We start from the raw sequence: 19,679 nt of genomic DNA on the forward strand, positions 1-19,679 counted from the left end.
TCTGAAATCACAGTAGGGTCCGTTAAGTTTGTTTACATGTGGTTATGACCAGTATTGTTCACGCCTTTAGTGAGGATCAAGATAGACCAGTGACTTATCCAAAACGTACCAACCTACTGTAGGTGTTTTTTAAGAGGCGGATGTTTTGAAATATTGCCTATACATTGGCAAGGCCCAGCAACCGGATGCGTTGGTTAAGGTCCACTTACTGCCATTTCACTTAATGGATGTTGCTGCCGTTGGCTACCAGGTTTTGAAAACTAAACCTCAGTTGGCATGTGATCTTGCTGATCTACTCGGTTTAACCATTGAGGAAGTGGAGGCGCTACTGGTATTCGGTTTGTTAATGCATGACCTTGGAAAAATGACCGCGTCGTTCCAGAGCTTATTCGAAGAAGCTGGTTATGTGTTGGTCGAACTGCCGTCTGGTGCCAGTTACGATGGTAGGAATGGTCGACATGACCAACTGGGTTACGATGTTTGGAAGGATATAGAGCTGCCTGATGACCTGGCAGGGCAACTTGAAGATAGGGTGGTAAGAAAGCACCTGCGGTATTTTCTCAGTCTTTTCTGGGGGCATCACGGCAAGCCGATCAATGATGGGTACACCCGCCCGGATTCTTCCAAATTCACGGTACACGACAGATTGGCTGCGTCCGAATGGCTCGCAGACAGTTTAGAACTTCTAAACGTAAGCCCACCATGGAATAAACTTTCCTCGAAGGATTTCTTCACTCAATTAAAGCGGGGAAGTTGGCTAATCGCTGGTTTCTCGACCTATTGTGACTGGGTCGGGTCTGATAACTCCATATTTGAGTATTCCGACCAGCCCCTTGCGCCAGGCGAATACTGGGTCGAAACCGCTATACCGAGAGCGAAACAGGCGCTAGCTAAAACTGAAGTGTTCGAACCGTTGGGTATTGTACCTTTTGGTTCCTTCGAGCAAATGTATTCGTTCTCGCCTTCACCATTGCAACAATTTGCGGCTGTGCTCCCTATATCCGCATCTCCCCAGTTGGTTATTTTTGAAGACATTACCGGGTCAGGTAAGACTGAGGCAGCGTTGACGGTCGCTCATCGTCTGCTTGAAGCAGGAAATGGGGATGGTTTCTACTTCGGCTTGCCAACCATGGCGACTTCCAACGCTATGTTTGGACGAGTTGCCGATGTTTATAACCGAATGTTGAAGAAAGAAGGTAACCTCCCGGTAAGCCTTGTATTGGCACATGGTGCCAGGGATATGAATGATTTATTCCAGGAGGCTAAGCTCGGCGAAGGTCGGCCGGAGAGGCCCTATCAGAAAAGCGAAGAAACAGCCTCAATGCATTGCGGCAGCTGGTTAGCCGATAGCCGAAAGAAGGCCCTGCTGGCCCCCGTGGGAGTGGGCACGATTGATCAAGTCTTACTAGCAGTACTGCCTAAAAAACACCAGTCGTTAAGGGTGTTGGGTATATACCGGAAGGTGTTAATACTGGACGAGGTGCATGCGGCAGACACCTACATGCTGGAACTGCTGGACTCGCTGCTGAAGCTGCATGCCCAGCAGGGTGGCAGTGTGGTAATGCTGACAGCAACGCTGAGCATGGCACAACGTGCGCGCTTGACCAGAACCTGGCAGGAAGCGCTTGGTATGCCTGAGAGCGATTGGCAGAATCCCTCGAGCAGTGCATTCCCACTGGCTACCGTTGTCTCAATTGAGAAAGGGCTATTGGAGCAACCCGTGGAGCACCGACCGCAAACACGCAAGGACATCCCTGTTGCCTTTGTGCACACTGAAGATGAATGCGTAGATGTGGTTTTGGCGGCGGCGGAAAAAGGACAGTGCGTAGTCTGGGTTAGAAACTCTGTGGACGAAGCCATTGCTGCGTACAGGCGGATAAAAGAGTACCACCCAACGCCCGAGAAGTGTCTGCTGTTTCACAGCCGTTATGTACTACAACACCGCAAAGACAAAGAAGCCTGGGTGATGCGCCATTTTGGCAAGGAATCCACACCATTAGACCGGGCCGGATATGTACTGGTAGCGACTCAGGTGTTTCAGGAAAGCCTTGATGCCGATGCTGATCTGATGATCAGTGATTTGTGCCTGATAGACGACTTAATTCAAAGGGCTGGCCGGTTGCATCGGCATGTTCGTGACAGCCAGGGCGCCCCAATGCTTGGGGCCAGTCAGGACCAGCGGCCGCAGCCGACTCTTTATGTTCATGCGCCACAATGGCAAACGGACCCCGGCAAAGACTGGTTGATCGAGCATTCCCGTAACACCCAACACGTATACCAAACACCGGGCAGAATTTGGCTGACGATGCGATACCTGCGGAATGCCGGTAGGCTAGAACTGCCCGATCACTCGCGAGTGATGATCGAATCGGTTTATGGCCCTGAAGCAGAAATTCCCAGTGGGCTAGCGATCGCAGAGCAAGAGTATGCAGGAAAGGAGCGTGCCAGTAAGAGTCAGGGGCGGTTCAGTCGGCTGGATCTGGATAAGGGCTACAGCGCCAGCAGTAGCCAGATTTGGGCAGACGATAATATTGAGGTTGGTACCCGTTTGGGAGAGGAGGCTAGAGAAGTCGTTCTGGTGCAGTTGGAGGACGGGGTCTATCGGCCACTGATTTCAGACCGCAACTTTGCTGTAGAGCTGAGTACAGCAAGAGTGAGTAGCCCAAAACTCCTGGCGAGCTTTGCTGAAATCAGTGATGAGCACCGCCAGGAATTTGTCAAAAATTTTAAGCGGGCTAAATTTTCACTGATATGTTGTGTTGCAGATGTTGAATATTCGATAGAGACTGGGTTGGAGATTGCAGCCGCGAAGGTAGACGTTACGCATTGATTTGGAGTAATTGACAGGATGAACCTATGCACCGAGCCATGGCTCACTTTTAAGACAATTCACGATGAGCAGGTGGTTTTACCCCTCAAAGACATCGGCCGTGGCGATCTGGTTGACATTGTGATGCCGCGACAGGACTTCTACGGAGCTTCATGGCAATTTCTTATCGGAATACTGCAAACTGCTTTCGCCCCAGAAGACGACAGCGAGTGGCTGGAGCATTACGAATCACCGCCAACCTCTGCCGATCTTGAGTCAGCGTTGGATAAAATTACCCACGCATTCGAGTTGTTTGGCGACGGGCCGAGATTCATGCAAGACCTAAGCCCATTGGACGGTGCCACATCGGTAGGTATTTCGAGTTTGTTAATTGACGCGCCGGGTGGGAATACCCTGAAACTCAATACCGATCACTTCATCAAGCGTGGCAATGTCGAACAGCTTTCCCCAGCCATGGCCGCTATGGCTCTGTTTACCTTGCAAATCAACGCACCAGGCGGTGGGCAGGGCCATAGAACGGGGCTTCGTGGTGGTGGACCACTGACCACATTGGCGGTGTCGAGTGACCCAGCGCTAAGCCTATTCCGCAAGCTTTGGCTAAATGTTTTGACCCTGGAGGATAGCGACTTAGCCCCGCCGGATCGGTTTGAGGATGGCGCGGTATTTCCATGGCTAACACCAACTCGTGTAAGCGATAAAAAAGGGTCCGAAGTATACCTGCACGACGAGGAAGTGCACCCGCTGCAGCATTATTGGGCGATGCCACGCAGGATACGATTGACGCAAGGAAGGGCTGGCGAGTGCGACTTATCGGGCGTGGAAACTGATTCACTGGTCACTCATTACCATACGCAAAACTACGGTGCAAACTACTCCGGAGCTTGGAAGCACCCATTAACTCCCTACCGGATTGATCCAAAAAAGCCTGAAAGCGAACCATTTTCAATTAAAGGCCAGCCAGGTGGAATAGGGTACCGACAATGGCACCAGTTCCTATTCCAAAACGAAAACGAAGGCGCTATTCCGGCCCTTGTCATTAATAGTCTCGGTTCCAAGGAGGTTTGGCTGGAAGACATTGGGCTGATCGATAACATCGGTGTTTGGGTGTTTGGGTTCGACATGGACAATATGAAAGCCCGTTCCTGGCATGAGTCAAAAATGCCCTTCCTGCCGCTCCCACCGGAAAAAGCGCAACGGTTTTCCAATGAGTTGGCTTTGCATGTAGAAGCCGCCAAGACTGCTTGTTCGGCATTGCGTCGCGCTTGTAAGGACGCTTGGTTTGGCAATGGTGATACCAGGGGGGATTTGGGCTTTATTGATGATCGCTTCTGGAGTGAGACCGAACCGGCGTTCTTTCGGTTGGCATATGACTTAAAAGAAAGCATGCAGGCAGGCGCCGAAAAGATATCTCCCCAGATTTGTAGGTCATGGGTAAATGCGCTTCAAAATACAGCATTAGCTATTTTCGATGAGCGAGTATTGAGTGCAGACAGTCATGACCCCCACTTGAGACGTAAGATAGAAGCCCGGCGCAACCTGAAATTCATTAAGTACAAGGGCGATTATCTGAAACGGTATCAACTGGACACCAAAAGGAAGGTTGCATCATGACCATAAACGAGAAGACAGTCGGCAATGAAAGCGAACTTGCTAACCAATGCATAACTTGGTGGCGCCGTAATATCAGTAAAGAGCCAGTTGAAAACGGCGATACTCGGAAGCGGCCCACGGCTTATCGGGCTACGTTAAAGCGTTGTACATCCATTGACGACGTGCTGGTAACGGAAGCATTTCAGCAGTTGTGGTTGTCTCTGCCGAGTGACATCAGAACGCCACGGCGAATGGTGCTGGTTGCCATGCTTGCCTGGTTACTCGCGGCCATTAAGCAGGATGGACCCCAGACAATTGCAAAGGCTATGGCGAGTAAGCGCAGTCCCGAATCAGATAGCCCCAAAGTATCCCAGATCAGGTTTCAACAACTGGTTCATGCCCGGACACCAGAGGAGTTTGTTAGTCGTGTAAGACGCGTTTTAGCTCAGCTCGGCGGAACTGTGAACGTTGCATCCTTTGTGAAGGAGGTCGAGGGCTGGTATTGGCAGAGCCAATCCAAGCGCACGGAGATTGAGCCGACTCGTCGCCAGACCCTGAAATGGGCCATGGAATACTATGAATCCCAACCTCGCAAATTCAACTAAGAAGGGAAACCAGCATGTCTCGATTTGTACAAATTCATACGTTAACGTCTTATCCTCCCGCCAACCTGAACCGGGATGACCTGGGCAGGCCCAAGACCGCCGTAATGGGGGGTGAAGAACGCCTGCGGGTTAGCTCGCAAAGCCTAAAACGACATTGGCGAACATCCGACTTGTTTCAGGAGGCTCTGGTTGGGCACTTGGGTACTCGAACCCGGGATATCGGCGAAAATGTTTGCAAACGGCTGATTGAAAAAGGCATTGCCGAGAAAAAAGCCCGAGAGTGGAGTGCAGATATAGCCAAGGTGTTCGGCAGTGTAGAAAAAGATAAAGTGACCACTCAGCAGTTGGTATTTGTCAGTCCCGAGGAATGGGACGCAGTTCATACCTTGGCGGATCAACTCGCGCAGGAAAATCGGGGGCCTGAAAAGGACGAACTAAAGCTGCTGCGCAAAAATGCTTCTGCTGCTGATATCGCGTTGTTCGGCCGAATGCTGGCGGACGCTTCCAGCTTTAATGTAGAGGCAGCGTGCCAGGTAGCACATGCGATCAGTGTGCATGGTGTCGTCGTCGAAGATGATTATTTTACCGCAGTGGATGACCTTAATGCGGAGCATGAAGACCGGGGGGCGGCGCACATTGGTGAAACCAGTTTTGCAGCAGCCTTGTTCTATGGTTATGTCTGTATTGATCGCGAATCACTGATTAAGAACCTGGGCGACAACACTGAGCTTGCCAATAAAGCAATTGCAGCATTGGTCGAAGCAATCGCTCGTGTATCACCCAAAGGCAAGCAAAATAGCTTCGGTTCTTTTGCTTATGCGTCTTATATGATGATAGAGCGTGGCAACCAACAACCCAGAACCCTTTCCGCTGCTTTTTTGGCACCCATCAAGGAAAAAGACTACCTCCAGGCATCGGTCGATAAACTGGAACAGCAAGCTGAGTTTTTCGACAGGGTCTATGGTAAATGCGCCGATAGCCGAGTGAACTTTAATGCCTCGACTGGCCATGGATCGCTAAACGACGTGATTGCTCTTGCGGTTCAAGACTAGGAGGTTATATGGAATTTCTTGTCTTCAGACTGTATGGGCCACTGGCGAGTTGGGGCAATACTGCGGTTGGAGGTGTCAGGCCGACATTGGCTATGCCTACTCGTTCAGCCATTCTTGGCATGTTGGGGGCCGCGCTTGGCATCCAAAGGGTTGAGGGCGCACGATTGGATGAACTGGCTAACAGCGTCGACGTTGCAGTCAAGGCTGAGTCGCAAGGCGTGCTCCTGCGGGATTACCACACCTCGCAAGTACCCACTACCGACAAAAAAGCGATATGGCACACACGCAAGGCTGAACTGGACAGTAACCCGGAAAAGATTAACACCATCCTTTCTACCCGGGACTACCGAGCCGATGGCCATTGGGTAATCGCCTTAAACTCGAGGCCGGAAGCCAGAGTCTCACTAGGCGATATAGAAAAGGCTCTGAAGGAACCCCGATACCCATTGTCCCTGGGGCGTAAGTCATGCCCATTGGCGGCACCTCTCCAGCCTCGGTTGATTCAAGCCCCTGGCTTACAGTCGGCGTTGGACTCCGCTTTTGATCTCATCAGTGAGAACCCTGGTGCTCAGATAGCGCTATATCATCCAGAAGTGATATATCAATGGGAAGGTGAGGATTCTGAACTGGACCAAGAGGAGACCTTCGAACAGTGGGATGATCCTGGCTCCCGGCAGCGGTGGCATTTCAAGAAACGGATCGTGCACAGCACCCAAATACTGAGGAGTGCCTAATGTTTCTTTCCAGAATAAAGCCGGAACCTGGGTTTGTGGTTTCCCAGTTGACGGAGCGTGCAAATGCCGGCGACGCTTATGCTCAGCATCAGTTACTCTGGCAATTGTTTGCCAGTCATAAAAACCGGGATTTTTTATTCCGGTACGAGCAAAGCGCTCAAGGACTGTGCTACTACGTTCTTTCCTCCAGTGAGCCTGAACAAACAGTTTCTGGCATATCCTTGAGCTGTAAGCCATTCAAGCCCAAACTCTCAGTGGGCGACGTATTGGCTTATAATCTCAGAGCCAACCCAACGCGAATGCTGAAAGCTGCACAAGAGGGAAAACGGGGCCAACGCGTTGATGTGTTGATGCATGCCAAACACCTGGCCAGAGAGGCAGGTGAAGCATCGGACGAGATAGAAGCCCTTCAATACCAAGCGGCGCGTGATTGGTTGACCAGCTCACACAGGCAAAACGCTATGGGTGTTGAGTTTATATCGGAACCCGAAGTGACTGAATACCAGCAGCACCAAGTGCGCAAGGCATCAAATGGAAAAGGCCATAATGGGCTGATTCAATTTTCATCAGTTAATTTTCAGGGTTTGTTGAGGGTCGTAGAGCCGTCCCGCCTTATTGACAGTTTAAACCAGGGAATTGGCCGGGCAAAGTCAATGGGCTGTGGCTTGATGATGATACGCCGAGCCAGCTAACCGGAGCTTCATTATGGCGTTCATTAAGCTAAAGCCTATTCCGATTAAAGAGCGGCTGGCCATGGTGTTCATTCGCTATGGTCAGATTGAGGTGCGAGATGGCGCTTTTGTAGTTATCGATGAGGTAAACGGCGAGCGCAAACATATTCCTGTTGGCAGTTGTACCGCCATTTTGTTGGAACCAGGCACGCGCATTTCGCACGAGGCGGTTAAGCTTGCGGCAACCACCGGAACGTTATTGATCTGGGTAGGCGAGTCGGCAGTTCGACTTTATGCGGTTGGACAACCTGGTGGTGCAAGGTCGGATCGGTTGTTGTACCAGGCCAAGCTGGCATTGGATGAAAGCCTGCGTTTGAAAGTCGTCCGTAAAATGTTCGAGTTCCGGTTTGAAGAGGCAGCACCAGAAAGGCGATCAATCGACCAGCTTCGGGGGGTTGAAGGCGCCCGCGTTCGAGAACAGTATAAATTGCTGGCCCAGAGGTATGGCATTGAATGGCATGGGAGGCGCTATGACCCTAAAGAGTGGGATAGCTCGGATATTATCAATAAGTGTCTTTCCGCTGCGACCGCATGCCTTTATGGCGTGACTGAGGCTGCTATTCTGGCGGCAGGTTACGCACCCGCCATCGGTTTTTTACACACAGGAAAGCCGAAGTCTTTTGTTTACGACATAGCCGATTTGTTCAAGTTTGATACCGTGGTCCCCGCTGCATTTAAAGTAGCCGCGCAGAGACCGGAGTACCCTGATAGGGCGGTGAGAATTGCATGTCGTGACGCCTTTAAGGAAACGCGTTTGCTAAAACGCATTATCCCCATCATTGAAGAAGTACTCGCCGCTGGTGAGATTCAGCCGCCATCCATGCCCGAAGACTCCCAGCCACCTGCGATACCTGAACCTGACAGCCTGGGTGATTCTGGCCACAGGAGCAGCTAATGGCGATGCTCGTAGTAGTGACAGAAGCAGTACCACCCAGGCTGAGAGGGCGAATGGCAGTATGGCTGCTGGAAGTCCGGGCTGGTGTTTATGTAGGTGATGTTTCTCGCAAGGTTAGGGAAATGATTTGGCAGCAAATTGATGCACTTGCAGAAGATGGAAATGTTGTAATGGCATGGCCAGCAAACAACGATTCTGGGTTCGATTTTCAGACATATGGCAAAAATCGCCGAATGCCTATCGATGAGGATGGTTTGAGGCTCGTTAAGTTTATTCCCGACTTGCCTTCAACCTAATTTAAAAATAGGCTTGCTTCTTTAACAAGCTGAAAGGCTGAAAAGTTGGTAGATTTTTTTGCGCTTGAAAAGTGCTTTAAAATCAATCATCTACGTTAAGTCCGTTCCCCGCAGGCGCGGGGATCAACCGCGCACCTTGAGCAGCCTCGATAACGTGATCAACCGTTCCCCGCAGGCGCGGGGATCAACCAGATGGAGTCTATGCGCGAATGGGCGCGCAAACCCGTTCCCCGCAGGCGCGGGGATCAACCGAACGCATCATCAGCCACGAATCAGCCACAGGCCCGTTCCCCGCAGGCGCGGGGATCAACCGCGCATTGGTGATGAGTATCCGTTGCGCTGCATCCGTTCCCCGCAGGCGCGGGGATCAACCGCTTGGAAGGAAGATTTTTAGAGTTTATTGATACCGTTCCCCGCAGGCGCGGGGATCAACCGGCCATTATCCGCGCCATACGCTACCTGAGCGACCGTTCCCCGCAGGCGCGGGGATCAACCGTCAACACAAGCGAGGAAATAGACATGAGCGACCCGTTCCCCGCAGGCGCGGGGATCAACCGGCCAGGCGGGCAAAGCATCGGGAAGACAAGAACCGTTCCCCGCAGGCGCGGGGATCAACCGAAATGAGTGCTAAATTTTACGCAGAGGATCTTCCGTTCCCCGCAGGCGCGGGGATCAACCGCTATTGCCTGGTCTCGCCTGTACGGTGGTGCCCCGTTCCCCGCAGGCGCGGGGATCAACCGTTTATTCAAGCAATGCTTGATGAATACCGTGACCGTTCCCCGCAGGCGCGGGGATCAACCGTGTCTATGAGCCGAAGTGGGAGTGTTGGGACCCCGTTCCCCGCAGGCGCGGGGATCAACCGTCCGGACGGTGACGTGCCAAACAGGATCAGCTCCGTTCCCCGCAGGCGCGGGGATCAACCGTGGCATGGATCATTTAGCTACGTTACAAGATCCCGTTCCCCGCAGGCGCGGGGATCAACCGAGCGCGGCACAAATCCGCAAAAACGACGAAGCCCGTTCCCCGCAGGCGCGGGGATCAACCGTGTAGCAGGCCCTCAGTCTCGCCCGGCGTAATCCGTTCCCCGCAGGCGCGGGGATCAACCGGTGATCTTGAATGGAACTGGAGGCGAATTAAGCCGTTCCCCGCAGGCGCGGGGATCAACCGTAGCCGCAACCTTTGGCTTGCCGGTTGAGATTCCGTTCCCCGCAGGCGCGGGGATCAACCGATATCTGAATCACTGCCGCGCTGTGTCCGCATCCGTTCCCCGCAGGCGCGGGGATCAACCGGCCACTGAGATATTTGGCCCGGTCGGTATTGGCCGTTCCCCGCAGGCGCGGGGATCAACCGGCGGAGCATGTCGAGAGCCTGATGACTGGGAACCGTTCCCCGCAGGCGCGGGGATCAACCGATGAATTGATTGCTCGAGGATTTGTCATTGCCCCGTTCCCCGCAGGCGCGGGGATCAACCGCCTTTTCGCGTTGTTTGGCTTGGCGCTTGGCCCCGTTCCCCGCAGGCGCGGGGATCAACCGCACACGCTCAGCTTTAGGCCAGAGCCAGAAACCCGTTCCCCGCAGGCGCGGGGATCAACCGCCGAGGCACAGCAGGCATTCAACGCCTTCATCCCGTTCCCCGCAGGCGCGGGGATCAACCGGCCAGGCGGGCAAAGCATCGGGAAGACAAGAACCGTTCCCCGCAGGCGCGGGGATCAACCGGGTGTAGAGCCAGAGCTTCCGCCATTCCCGCCCCGTTCCCCGCAGGCGCGGGGATCAACCGTGCAGGGTAACGGCTGGTTTGTTACTGAAAGCCCGTTCCCCGCAGGCGCGGGGATCAACCGCTCAGCCAATACAGACCGGTACTTGTCGCTTACCGTTCCCCGCAGGCGCGGGGATCAACCGCCAATGGGATGATGACATTGCCGCCGATGTTCCCGTTCCCCGCAGGCGCGGGGATCAACCGTTTGAAGTGCGCCTGCCGTTCGATGCTAAGACCCGTTCCCCGCAGGCGCGGGGATCAACCGTATTCGCGAATTGTTTGATCCACTGTATTGAGCCGTTCCCCGCAGGCGCGGGGATCAACCGTCGGTTCCACAGCAGTACCTCGACCGGGTGCACCGTTCCCCGCAGGCGCGGGGATCAACCGAACAGACATTTCGTGATCTTCCGGGTAAACCGCCGTTCCCCGCAGGCGCGGGGATCAACCGATCCTGCTGAGCAAGCTGGGTGCCTGACTCCTCCGTTCCCCGCAGGCGCGGGGATCAACCGATCACGAGGTTCGGGCTGCCCGTCGCGCGTCTCCGTTCCCCGCAGGCGCGGGGATCAACCGTAGATGTTCAGGGCCATACACTCGACCGCGCTCCGTTCCCCGCAGGCGCGGGGATCAACCGCCGATACACGTTGCGCCTGAATTGATCGGCAACCGTTCCCCGCAGGCGCGGGGATCAACCGCTCCCGGGATAGCATCTTAATCGCCCGAGTAACCGTTCCCCGCAGGCGCGGGGATCAACCGCTCAGGGTGTGCTTGTATGAGTCGGGCGATAGCCGTTCCCCGCAGGCGCGGGGATCAACCGTCGAAATCCGCCGACAATACCAGAGAAGTGACCCGTTCCCCGCAGGCGCGGGGATCAACCGGATATGGGCGCTACGCTCGACACGACCTCAAACCGTTCCCCGCAGGCGCGGGGATCAACCGATGTTTCAGGGCTCCATGCAGGATGTCCGGCACCGTTCCCCGCAGGCGCGGGGATCAACCGACGCGGGCATCGTTGACGATGAATGCACCCCGCCGTTCCCCGCAGGCGCGGGGATCAACCGCTGTGTAAGCCCAACTCGTCATCCACAGGCACCCGTTCCCCGCAGGCGCGGGGATCAACCGGTCTACTTCATGCTCAGGAAATAGGCCATAAACCGTTCCCCGCAGGCGCGGGGATCAACCGTGGGTAATTCCGGCACAACGGCCAACCACTACCCGTTCCCCGCAGGCGCGGGGATCAACCGCCGGGGGCTCATCTGTTACTATAGACGCATCGCCGTTCCCCGCAGGCGCGGGGATCAACCGTCCCGGTGCTCTATGAAAACGGGATTAACGACCCGTTCCCCGCAGGCGCGGGGATCAACCGGTGGCTTTGGCAATCAAGAGCCGCCTTTCTGACCGTTCCCCGCAGGCGCGGGGATCAACCGCCTGTAACTGAGACGCCAATAAGAGTCATTGCCCGTTCCCCGCAGGCGCGGGGATCAACCGTTGATGGCCGCTGGTCAGACGAACGCACCCAGCCGTTCCCCGCAGGCGCGGGGATCAACCGATTCCGCAGACTCAGCGCGGCGTTAACCAGCTCCGTTCCCCGCAGGCGCGGGGATCAACCGGGCAGCAGCCAAGTCCTGATTGACACAGGAACCCGTTCCCCGCAGGCGCGGGGATCAACCGGCTTGGCAGGCATGGGCGCACAGGCTACCGGCCCGTTCCCCGCAGGCGCGGGGATCAACCGCGTGACATTGAGGCTAGGGGCGCTGAAGAACACCGTTCCCCGCAGGCGCGGGGATCAACCATAGAGATAAATCAAAGCCGCCTAGCTGCAGACCCGTTCCCCGCAGGCGCGGGGATCAACCGCTCATTCAATGCCATCCTTTGAGTAGGGTTTACCGTTCCCCGCAGGCGCGGGGATCAACCGAGGCAACCCAAGAGGCTGCGCCTAAATTTGAACCGTTCCCCGCAGGCGCGGGGATCAACCGCGCCAAAGGTCCGCCGCGACGGTACACAGGTCCCGTTCCCCGCAGGCGCGGGGATCAACCGCGCAGCTGCGTGCATCTGCCGAGGCGTATGACCCGTTCCCCGCAGGCGCGGGGATCAACCGGCGCAGTTACGCCGCTTCCTGCTGGCTGCTCACCGTTCCCCGCAGGCGCGGGGATCAACCGCGGGTGTCCGGTTCTGACGTGGTACCGGAGCACCGTTCCCCGCAGGCGCGGGGATCAACCGATTATGACCTGGAACGAGATCGGCTGATAAAACCGTTCCCCGCAGGCGCGGGGATCAACCGGAATGCCTGGACTGCCAGCGCATGCCCTTTGCCCGTTCCCCGCAGGCGCGGGGATCAACCGTGACCCGCAGCGTCGCTGAACGCCTGGCGTTTCCGTTCCCCGCAGGCGCGGGGATCAACCGGGTGTAACGCATGTCTGAACAGGAACAGGACGCCGTTCCCCGCAGGCGCGGGGATCAACCGCGATGGACCAGGCAGACGGTGAAATCGGAAAGCCGTTCCCCGCAGGCGCGGGGATCAACCGCGCGTTGGCCAGCACCCAGGGCGCCCGCATAACCGTTCCCCGCAGGCGCGGGGATCAACCGCGAGCAGGACGTCGTTGAACTGGAGTTCGGTGCCGTTCCCCGCAGGCGCGGGGATCAACCGGGCACCTTCCCCGGTTCGGCTACCAAGGAGCACCGTTCCCCGCAGGCGCGGGGATCAACCGTCATAATCTTCGCCGGCAACGAAAAGCTGCAGCCGTTCCCCGCAGGCGCGGGGATCAACCGTGGGTGGTCGGGCATTTGCTGCTTTCCGTGGCCCGTTCCCCGCAGGCGCGGGGATCAACCGTTCGCCGCTGACATCCGTATGCCCATTACCACCCGTTCCCCGCAGGCGCGGGGATCAACCGCTGGCTGGCCACCGAAGCGGGTAACCTGAACACCGTTCCCCGCAGGCGCGGGGATCAACCGTGGGTGGTCGGGCATTTGCTGCTTTCCGTGGCCCGTTCCCCGCAGGCGCGGGGATCAACCGCCGGTAATGGAGGAGGTGGCCACCACGCTGGACCGTTCCCCGCAGGCGCGGGGATCAACCGATGGCCGGCAAGCGGGTGTTCTACAACGAGGACCGTTCCCCGCAGGCGCGGGGATCAACCGCTGCCTTACAGTGCCCAACATTCTCTCTGAAACCGTTCCCCGCAGGCGCGGGGATCAACCGAGTGGCCAAAACAAGCCGAACCAGCAGCAAGCCCGTTCCCCGCAGGCGCGGGGATCAACCGACGTTACCCAGATGACGCGCAAGGCCGCCGAACCGTTCCCCGCAGGCGCGGGGATCAACCGGCGAGGAGCTAGAGCTTGAGCTTGAAGGACAGCCGTTCCCCGCAGGCGCGGGGATCAACCGTTGGATAAAGCGACCACGTTTGAAGAAACACGCCGTTCCCCGCAGGCGCGGGGATCAACCGTTGACACCATTCTCGACAAGCTGAAAGAGGCGCCGTTCCCCGCAGGCGCGGGGATCAACCGCGCGCACGTTCATTCCGGGATTTTATTTCTAGCCGTTCCCCGCAGGCGCGGGGATCAACCGATGCTTATCGAGGTGCACCCGGACGCTGCCCACCGTTCCCCGCAGGCGCGGGGATCAACCGCGCAATGTAGACGCTGACTGGCTGGGAATGGACCGTTCCCCGCAGGCGCGGGGATCAACCGCAGACGACCTTCTGATGGAGTTCACTGGGACACCGTTCCCCGCAGGCGCGGGGATCAACCGTGCTTGTTCAAGATCCAGTCTCCCGCACACAACCGTTCCCCGCAGGCGCGGGGATCAACCGAGCGTGAACACCAAGCAGCCATTGAGGCGGCCCCGTTCCCCGCAGGCGCGGGGATCAACCGAAGGCGACTCGCGTTCTGTCTGAGCGCCTGTCCCGTTCCCCGCAGGCGCGGGGATCAACCGCGATGGGAATTGCGCGAGCTTGAGCGGGAGGTCCGTTCCCCGCAGGCGCGGGGATCAACCGTCCGACCCCAATGACCACTGGTACTGGCATTACCGTTCCCCGCAGGCGCGGGGATCAACCGTGGGCTGAGTCTGTGCGGTGGCATTGGTGAATCCGTTCCCCGCAGGCGCGGGGATCAACCGGCGGGGTTGACTAACTCGGGCGATAGAGTCACCCGTTCCCCGCAGGCGCGGGGATCAACCAGTTGACTGGTTTGATAATCCGGCATTGGGTCTCCGTTCCCCGCAGGCGCGGGGATCAACCGATGGCCAGGCAAAACCATTGCCCGACGGCCAACCGTTCCCCGCAGGCGCGGGGATCAACCGCATCGCATACGCTGGCCTTATCGCATGTGTAGCCGTTCCCCGCAGGCGCGGGGATCAACCGCCCGGATCAACAATCGCGGATTGAAACGGCAGCCGTTCCCCGCAGGCGCGGGGATCAACCGCACCCCGACCCAGCCATTACCGGTCGGTACCACCGTTCCCCGCAGGCGCGGGGATCAACCGTCACCAACTTACACGGGTGGCAGCGCTCTAAACCGTTCCCCGCAGGCGCGGGGATCAACCGCGCGGTTGATGGCTTGCGGGGAACTGGCTGAACCGTTCCCCGCAGGCGCGGGGATCAACCGACTCCGCATATGCAGAAGAACCAAGACCCGCCCCGTTCCCCGCAGGCGCGGGGATCAACCGAGACATGAATGAATGGATTAGCGTTAAAGACACCGTTCCCCGCAGGCGCGGGGATCAACCGTGTGGGGATACTTGCAAGTATTGATTGAGCACCCGTTCCCCGCAGGCGCGGGGATCAACCGAAAACGAGCGGCTGCGGGCTGAGGTTGAGCGGCCGTTCCCCGCAGGCGCGGGGATCAACCGGCTTTCTGCGAGCGACAGCAGATCCAAAAGCTCCGTTCCCCGCAGGCGCGGGGATCAACCGTGCTGTTACCGGCGTCACTTGATGAAATGGCACCGTTCCCCGCAGGCGCGGGGATCAACCGGTTTCCCGCTTAACTGAATTGGCAATGTCAGACCGTTCCCCGCAGGCGCGGGGATCAACCGTGCATAACATCACCATTTTTAAAATCGATCATCCGTTCCCCGCAGGCGCGGGGATCAACCGTAGTTTTGGAGGCATGGCGTATCGTGTTGTGCCCGTTCCCCGCAGGCGCGGGGATCAACCGAGCGCCAACAGCAGTACGTGCAGGAACAGGCGCCGTTCCCCGCAGGCGCGGGGATCAACCGGGCCTCCGCTATATCGAACGTGCTAGCTACCACCGTTCCCCGCAGGCGCGGGGATCAACCGTCACCTATAAATTCAATATGAATCCACCTAAGCCGTTCCCCGCAGGCGCGGGGATCAACCGTAATCGACGGTAAATTCACCCGGCATCGTTAACCGTTCCCCGCAGGCGCGGGGATCAACCGCGCCGGACCAGCTCACGTCTGCGAGTCTCCATCCGTTCCCCGCAGGCGCGGGGATCAACCGTCGAGACCTACGCCGGGGAAGCGATACCGGTGCCGTTCCCCGCAGGCGCGGGGATCAACCGCGCTTTTTCGATGGCGCCAACCGGGTGTTTCACCGTTCCCCGCAGGCGCGGGGATCAACCGGCCGAAATCGAGCGCGACACCTACACCGTAGTCCGTTCCCCGCAGGCGCGGGGATCAACCGATGGCGAATAAAATCGTATGTCCCAACTGCGGCCGTTCCCCGCAGGCGCGGGGATCAACCGTTCTTTGTCCATTAATGCGGCGCGCTGGTCAGCCGTTCCCCGCAGGCGCGGGGATCAACCGCTCAGGCTGTCTACTTTTTCGTCAAACTCGGACCGTTCCCCGCAGGCGCGGGGATCAACCGAGCTCCTTCATTACGATCCGGAAACCGGAATTCCGTTCCCCGCAGGCGCGGGGATCAACCGATGAATCATTCACCACGACGATTCTAGGCGGCCCGTTCCCCGCAGGCGCGGGGATCAACCGTCAGGACGCGACATTATCGGACGTACTCAACGCCGTTCCCCGCAGGCGCGGGGATCAACCGCCATCGCTAGGGAATCCCAGCAAACCGTCGTCCCGTTCCCCGCAGGCGCGGGGATCAACCGGCCGAATCAAATACTTCTTATGGGCCGTATAGCCGTTCCCCGCAGGCGCGGGGATCAACCGGCCGACTCGGCGCTATGAGGGTCATCCCATATCCGTTCCCCGCAGGCGCGGGGATCAACCGCCCGCAACCGTAATGCAGAGGTAGACCGCAATCCGTTCCCCGCAGGCGCGGGGATCAACCGATCAATTCTTTAGCCACGCAAAAGGGCGTTTCCCGTTCCCCGCAGGCGCGGGGATCAACCGCAAATACGGCATAAATCCCCCTCTTTAGCGCGCCCGTTAAGCATCTGTTTGATCTGCTGCGCCCAGTTCTTTCGGGTCCTTCGTTCCGTGATCGCGATGGCGCTTGCCGGCCAGAGGCTCCACTTCCATGAAGATCTCAGCCACACCGTTTCTGACGTATTCGTTGTCCATTCGCATCGGTTGTCCTGGCTTGCAGGGTATCGGCGTATGAATTTCACTGATCAGTTGCTTGCTGGATTCGTCCATACATACCACCGGATAATCGGGATCATAAGGAAGTTGATAGACCTCCAGTACATCCTCCATCGCTGCTACAAAGGCTGGGCTCCCTTGCGGCGGGATTTTCCAGTATTTACTGAGGTGAGGTTTAAGTTCGTTTTTTTTAAAAACCCGTTGCACAGTCATATGTGAAACGGAGGCGGAAAATTCAAGTTAAACGGCTTTGTCTGCCTGTAATCTGACGGTCCAGCGCTTGTATCCCTCTGGGGCATCCGAGCACGCCAAAGCTATCAATAGTGCCTTAAAGGCTCCGTCGAAAACGACGTCGCGTGACGGCTTTCCCAGGGTTTCCGTACCAAGGCCGCTTAGCCCTTCCTCAACGAAACGTTTCTTGAGGTGTTCCATAGTTCGAGGGTGACTCCCAGTGCTTCTGCTACATTGGCAACCGTCCATGCGGGACCATCAGCACCGGCATCACACAACAATAATGCACGAGCATGGATAAATTTCTTGGCTCCGATTTTTCCATTGCGTGTTAACGCTTCAAGGTCTTCACGTTCTTCTTTGGTCAGTGTGACGCGATATCTTAGCGACATGGCAACCTCCTATGATTGCCATCAGTATATAATGCGCAATATTAAATGTTACATTGTACTAGGTACTTTTGACTTAATGACGATTTCTGCTCGTCGCAAACACGCTTTGACCAAGCCACTGCCAAAGGTGTCTCGAGTCGGCTCTGCTGCCCCGAACCACAAGTCGGCGGGCTTCTTGTTCCGTGGCCGGATCACTGTCACCCGTCCATATGTCAGTCAGGCTTGCAACGCTGGCCTCCAGTACCAACGTCAGCTCATGGCCCGGGTCTTCCCGGCATAGGTCAACCTCTCCGTCGGCAGCTACAAGCCACCAGTGTCGCTCCCGGGGCCGGGCGTCGTTTAGAAAAAAGTGGATAACCACTCTGCGGTCAGCGGGGAATTCGTCACTGTGCGCGAAACGGCGGATGTCCCACATCAGGAAGCCGGCATCGAGCTGGTTAGCTTGCAACCGGCTGCCAATCCACCTCGACCCCCAGTGACCGATGGCCAGGATGATAGGGCGTAGCTCTTCTCCCGCAGGGGTAAGCACATACTCAACGTTATTGTCACTCTGGACGCGCATGAGAACGCCGACCTCTTCCAGTTTCTTCAGGCGCTGCGCCAAAAGCGTTGCCGACATCCTCGGTACTCCGCGGCGTATCTCATTGAAATGAGTGCTCCCGCAAAGCAGCTCCCGCACGACCAGTGGTGTCCATCGTTCCCCGAGAATTTCCGACCCCCGGGCCACGGTGCAGAATTGTCCATAGTTAGTCATAAGTTTCGACTCCATGGGAAGGGGTGGCGCCCCGATCATTCATCCTATTCCTTTCATTGGCGCCTGGCACTCCATTTTCTGGACTATCGGCGGCTGCCTGTTAGGCAGATAGTCATTGCTGGGCTCACCGGAAACCAACCTCTGAGTGCGCTCCCAGCCTGCCAGGCGTTTCGCCCAGGCTAATTTCTCTCAGGAGGACATGACCATGGCAAAAATAGCGATAGTTCAGGAACCCCCGGTTTTTCTGGATCGGGAAAAGACCATAGAAAAGGCCGCCCAGCTGGTGCGGGAGGCTGCCGATAAAGGAGCTGAACTGGTGGTTTTCTCGGAAACTTTTATTCCAGGCTACCCCGCCTGGATATGGCGGCTGAAACCAGGCGGTGACTGGGGGTTGTCGGAGCAATTGCACGGGCGCTTGTTAGCCAACTCGGTGCAACTTGGATCTGACCAGTTACAGCCCCTTCTGGATGCTGCAAAGGAGATGCGGATGACGGTTGTGTGCGGCATCAATGAACGCGATGGTGACTCCAGCCGAACCACAGTCTATAACTCCGTGCTGACCATCAGTCCGCAAGGCATTGTGCAGAATTGCCACCGCAAACTCATGCCGACGAACCCGGAGCGCATGGTCTGGGGGTTCGGCGATGCCAGTGGCTTGAAAGTTGTCGACACACCCATTGGCCGGGTGGGCTCTCTTATTTGCTGGGAGAATTATATGCCGCTGGCGCGCTACGCTCTGTTCGCGCAGGGCATCGATATCTATATCGCCCCGACCTACGACAGCGGTGATCGCTGGCTTCGTACCTTGCAGCATATAGCCCGGGAAGGCGGGTGCTGGGTTTTGGGGGCGGGCAATGTGCTGCGTACCCGTGATCTACCCGAAGACTTCCCGGAGGCAGGGCGCTTGTATCCGGACAAGGAAGAATGGATCAACTCTGGTGATTCGGTGGTCATTTCCCCCGCGGGAGAGATAGTGGCGGGACCACTACGGCAGGAAACCGGCTTGCTGCTGGCTGATATTGATGTGGGTGAAGTGACTGCGGCCAGGCGGAGCCTTGATATCGCCGGTCACTATTCGCGGCCTGACATTTTTTCACTGCAAGTGAATACCCGTCAGCAAAGACCGGTCAGTTTTAACGAATAGGGGCGACCAATACCCTGTAGCAATAAAGTCGAGGTGTGTCATGAACGATTAGGCCAGTTAGGAAGCGTTTCAGGAGAGTCAGGTTTAATGACCCTATTGATCAATAGTGGTACCGCAACTGTGCAATGAGCAAAGCGTCATCCGTGACCTTATAAACGATGCGGTGTTCTTCG

Annotated in this window: 13 protein-coding genes and 1 CRISPR repeat array; of the genes, 9 read left to right on the forward strand and 4 right to left on the reverse strand. The window is 56.9% G+C overall.

The window, feature by feature from the left end; genetic code table 11:
• Positions 1-145 precede the first annotated feature (145 nt).
• From cas3 to cas2e, 8 genes are read left to right on the forward strand one after another with little or no spacing between them, the layout of a single operon-like run.
• Complete coding sequence (cas3, locus tag WEB54_RS15870) at positions 146-2,830, forward strand: CRISPR-associated helicase Cas3' (protein WP_368056681.1); 2,685 nt, start codon at positions 146-148, stop codon at positions 2,828-2,830.
• A gap of 18 nt (positions 2,831-2,848) precedes the next feature.
• Positions 2,849-4,441 carry a type I-E CRISPR-associated protein Cse1/CasA gene (casA, locus tag WEB54_RS15875; RefSeq protein ID WP_368056682.1) on the forward strand — a complete coding sequence of 531 codons (1,593 nt, stop codon included), beginning with the start codon at positions 2,849-2,851 and terminating at the stop codon, positions 4,439-4,441.
• The gene (gene casB, locus WEB54_RS15880; protein ID WP_368056683.1) at positions 4,438-5,025 is read left to right on the forward strand and encodes a type I-E CRISPR-associated protein Cse2/CasB; all 588 of its coding nucleotides are present in this window, start codon (positions 4,438-4,440) and stop codon (positions 5,023-5,025) included. Before casA ends, casB begins: the two co-directional genes overlap by 4 nt.
• 14 nt (positions 5,026-5,039) lie before the next feature.
• Positions 5,040-6,077 carry a type I-E CRISPR-associated protein Cas7/Cse4/CasC gene (cas7e, locus tag WEB54_RS15885; RefSeq protein ID WP_368056684.1) on the forward strand — a complete coding sequence of 346 codons (1,038 nt, stop codon included), beginning with the start codon at positions 5,040-5,042 and terminating at the stop codon, positions 6,075-6,077.
• 8 nt (positions 6,078-6,085) lie between these two features.
• Complete coding sequence (gene cas5e, locus WEB54_RS15890) at positions 6,086-6,811, forward strand: type I-E CRISPR-associated protein Cas5/CasD (protein WP_368056685.1); 726 nt, start codon at positions 6,086-6,088, stop codon at positions 6,809-6,811.
• Positions 6,811-7,503, forward strand: a complete 693-nt coding sequence (gene cas6e / locus WEB54_RS15895) for a type I-E CRISPR-associated protein Cas6/Cse3/CasE (protein WP_368056686.1) — start codon at positions 6,811-6,813, stop codon at positions 7,501-7,503. Before cas5e ends, cas6e begins: the two co-directional genes overlap by 1 nt.
• Positions 7,504-7,516: 13 nt before the next feature.
• A complete protein-coding gene (gene cas1e / locus WEB54_RS15900) occupies positions 7,517-8,437 on the forward strand; it encodes a type I-E CRISPR-associated endonuclease Cas1e (RefSeq protein ID WP_368056687.1) in 921 nt (306 codons plus the stop codon).
• The gene (cas2e, locus tag WEB54_RS15905; RefSeq protein WP_368056688.1) at positions 8,437-8,733 is read left to right on the forward strand and encodes a type I-E CRISPR-associated endoribonuclease Cas2e; all 297 of its coding nucleotides are present in this window, start codon (positions 8,437-8,439) and stop codon (positions 8,731-8,733) included. The genes cas1e and cas2e overlap by 1 nt, the downstream gene beginning before the upstream one ends.
• Positions 8,734-8,834: 101 nt before the next feature.
• Positions 8,835-16,793: direct repeats of the CRISPR family, unit length 29 nt; unit sequence CCGTTCCCCGCAGGCGCGGGGATCAACCG.
• Positions 16,794-16,829: 36 nt separating this feature from the next.
• Here cas2e and WEB54_RS15910 read toward each other — a convergent pair.
• From WEB54_RS15910 to WEB54_RS15920, 3 genes are all read right to left on the reverse strand, one after another.
• On the reverse strand, positions 16,830-17,198 hold the full coding sequence (locus WEB54_RS15910; RefSeq protein ID WP_368056689.1) for a hypothetical protein: 369 nt from the start codon (positions 17,196-17,198) through the stop codon (positions 16,830-16,832).
• Between the two features lie 179 nt (positions 17,199-17,377).
• A complete protein-coding gene (locus WEB54_RS15915) occupies positions 17,378-17,608 on the reverse strand; it encodes a hypothetical protein (protein ID WP_368056690.1) in 231 nt (76 codons plus the stop codon).
• A 73-nt stretch (positions 17,609-17,681) separates the two neighbouring features.
• Entirely contained in the window at positions 17,682-18,401 is a 720-nt protein-coding gene (locus WEB54_RS15920; protein ID WP_368056691.1) for a winged helix-turn-helix transcriptional regulator, read from the reverse strand.
• Positions 18,402-18,567: 166 nt separating this feature from the next.
• Between WEB54_RS15920 and WEB54_RS15925 the strand changes: the two genes are divergently transcribed.
• A complete protein-coding gene (locus tag WEB54_RS15925; protein WP_368056692.1) occupies positions 18,568-19,506 on the forward strand; it encodes a carbon-nitrogen hydrolase family protein in 939 nt (312 codons plus the stop codon).
• Between the two features lie 100 nt (positions 19,507-19,606).
• Here WEB54_RS15925 and WEB54_RS15930 read toward each other — a convergent pair.
• Positions 19,607-19,679: type II toxin-antitoxin system YoeB family toxin (locus WEB54_RS15930; protein WP_368056695.1), on the reverse strand; the 73-nt coding region annotated here is incomplete at its 5' end.

Source organism: Saccharospirillum sp. (assembly GCF_040881935.1).
Lineage (GTDB): Bacteria > Pseudomonadota > Gammaproteobacteria > Pseudomonadales > Natronospirillaceae > Saccharospirillum.

Coding starts and splice junctions, on each gene's coding strand:
- casA (WP_368056682.1), top strand. CDS start 2,849: ATGAACCTATGCACCGAGCCATGGCTCACTTTTAAGACAATTCACGAT.
- casB (WP_368056683.1), top strand. CDS start 4,438: ATGACCATAAACGAGAAGACAGTCGGCAATGAAAGCGAACTTGCTAAC.
- cas7e (WP_368056684.1), top strand. CDS start 5,040: ATGTCTCGATTTGTACAAATTCATACGTTAACGTCTTATCCTCCCGCC.
- cas5e (WP_368056685.1), top strand. CDS start 6,086: ATGGAATTTCTTGTCTTCAGACTGTATGGGCCACTGGCGAGTTGGGGC.
- cas6e (WP_368056686.1), top strand. CDS start 6,811: ATGTTTCTTTCCAGAATAAAGCCGGAACCTGGGTTTGTGGTTTCCCAG.
- cas1e (WP_368056687.1), top strand. CDS start 7,517: ATGGCGTTCATTAAGCTAAAGCCTATTCCGATTAAAGAGCGGCTGGCC.
- cas2e (WP_368056688.1), top strand. CDS start 8,437: ATGGCGATGCTCGTAGTAGTGACAGAAGCAGTACCACCCAGGCTGAGA.
- WEB54_RS15910 (WP_368056689.1), bottom strand. CDS start 17,198: ATGACTGTGCAACGGGTTTTTAAAAAAAACGAACTTAAACCTCACCTC.
- WEB54_RS15915 (WP_368056690.1), bottom strand. CDS start 17,608: ATGTCGCTAAGATATCGCGTCACACTGACCAAAGAAGAACGTGAAGAC.
- WEB54_RS15920 (WP_368056691.1), bottom strand. CDS start 18,401: ATGATCGGGGCGCCACCCCTTCCCATGGAGTCGAAACTTATGACTAAC.
- WEB54_RS15925 (WP_368056692.1), top strand. CDS start 18,568: ATGGCAAAAATAGCGATAGTTCAGGAACCCCCGGTTTTTCTGGATCGG.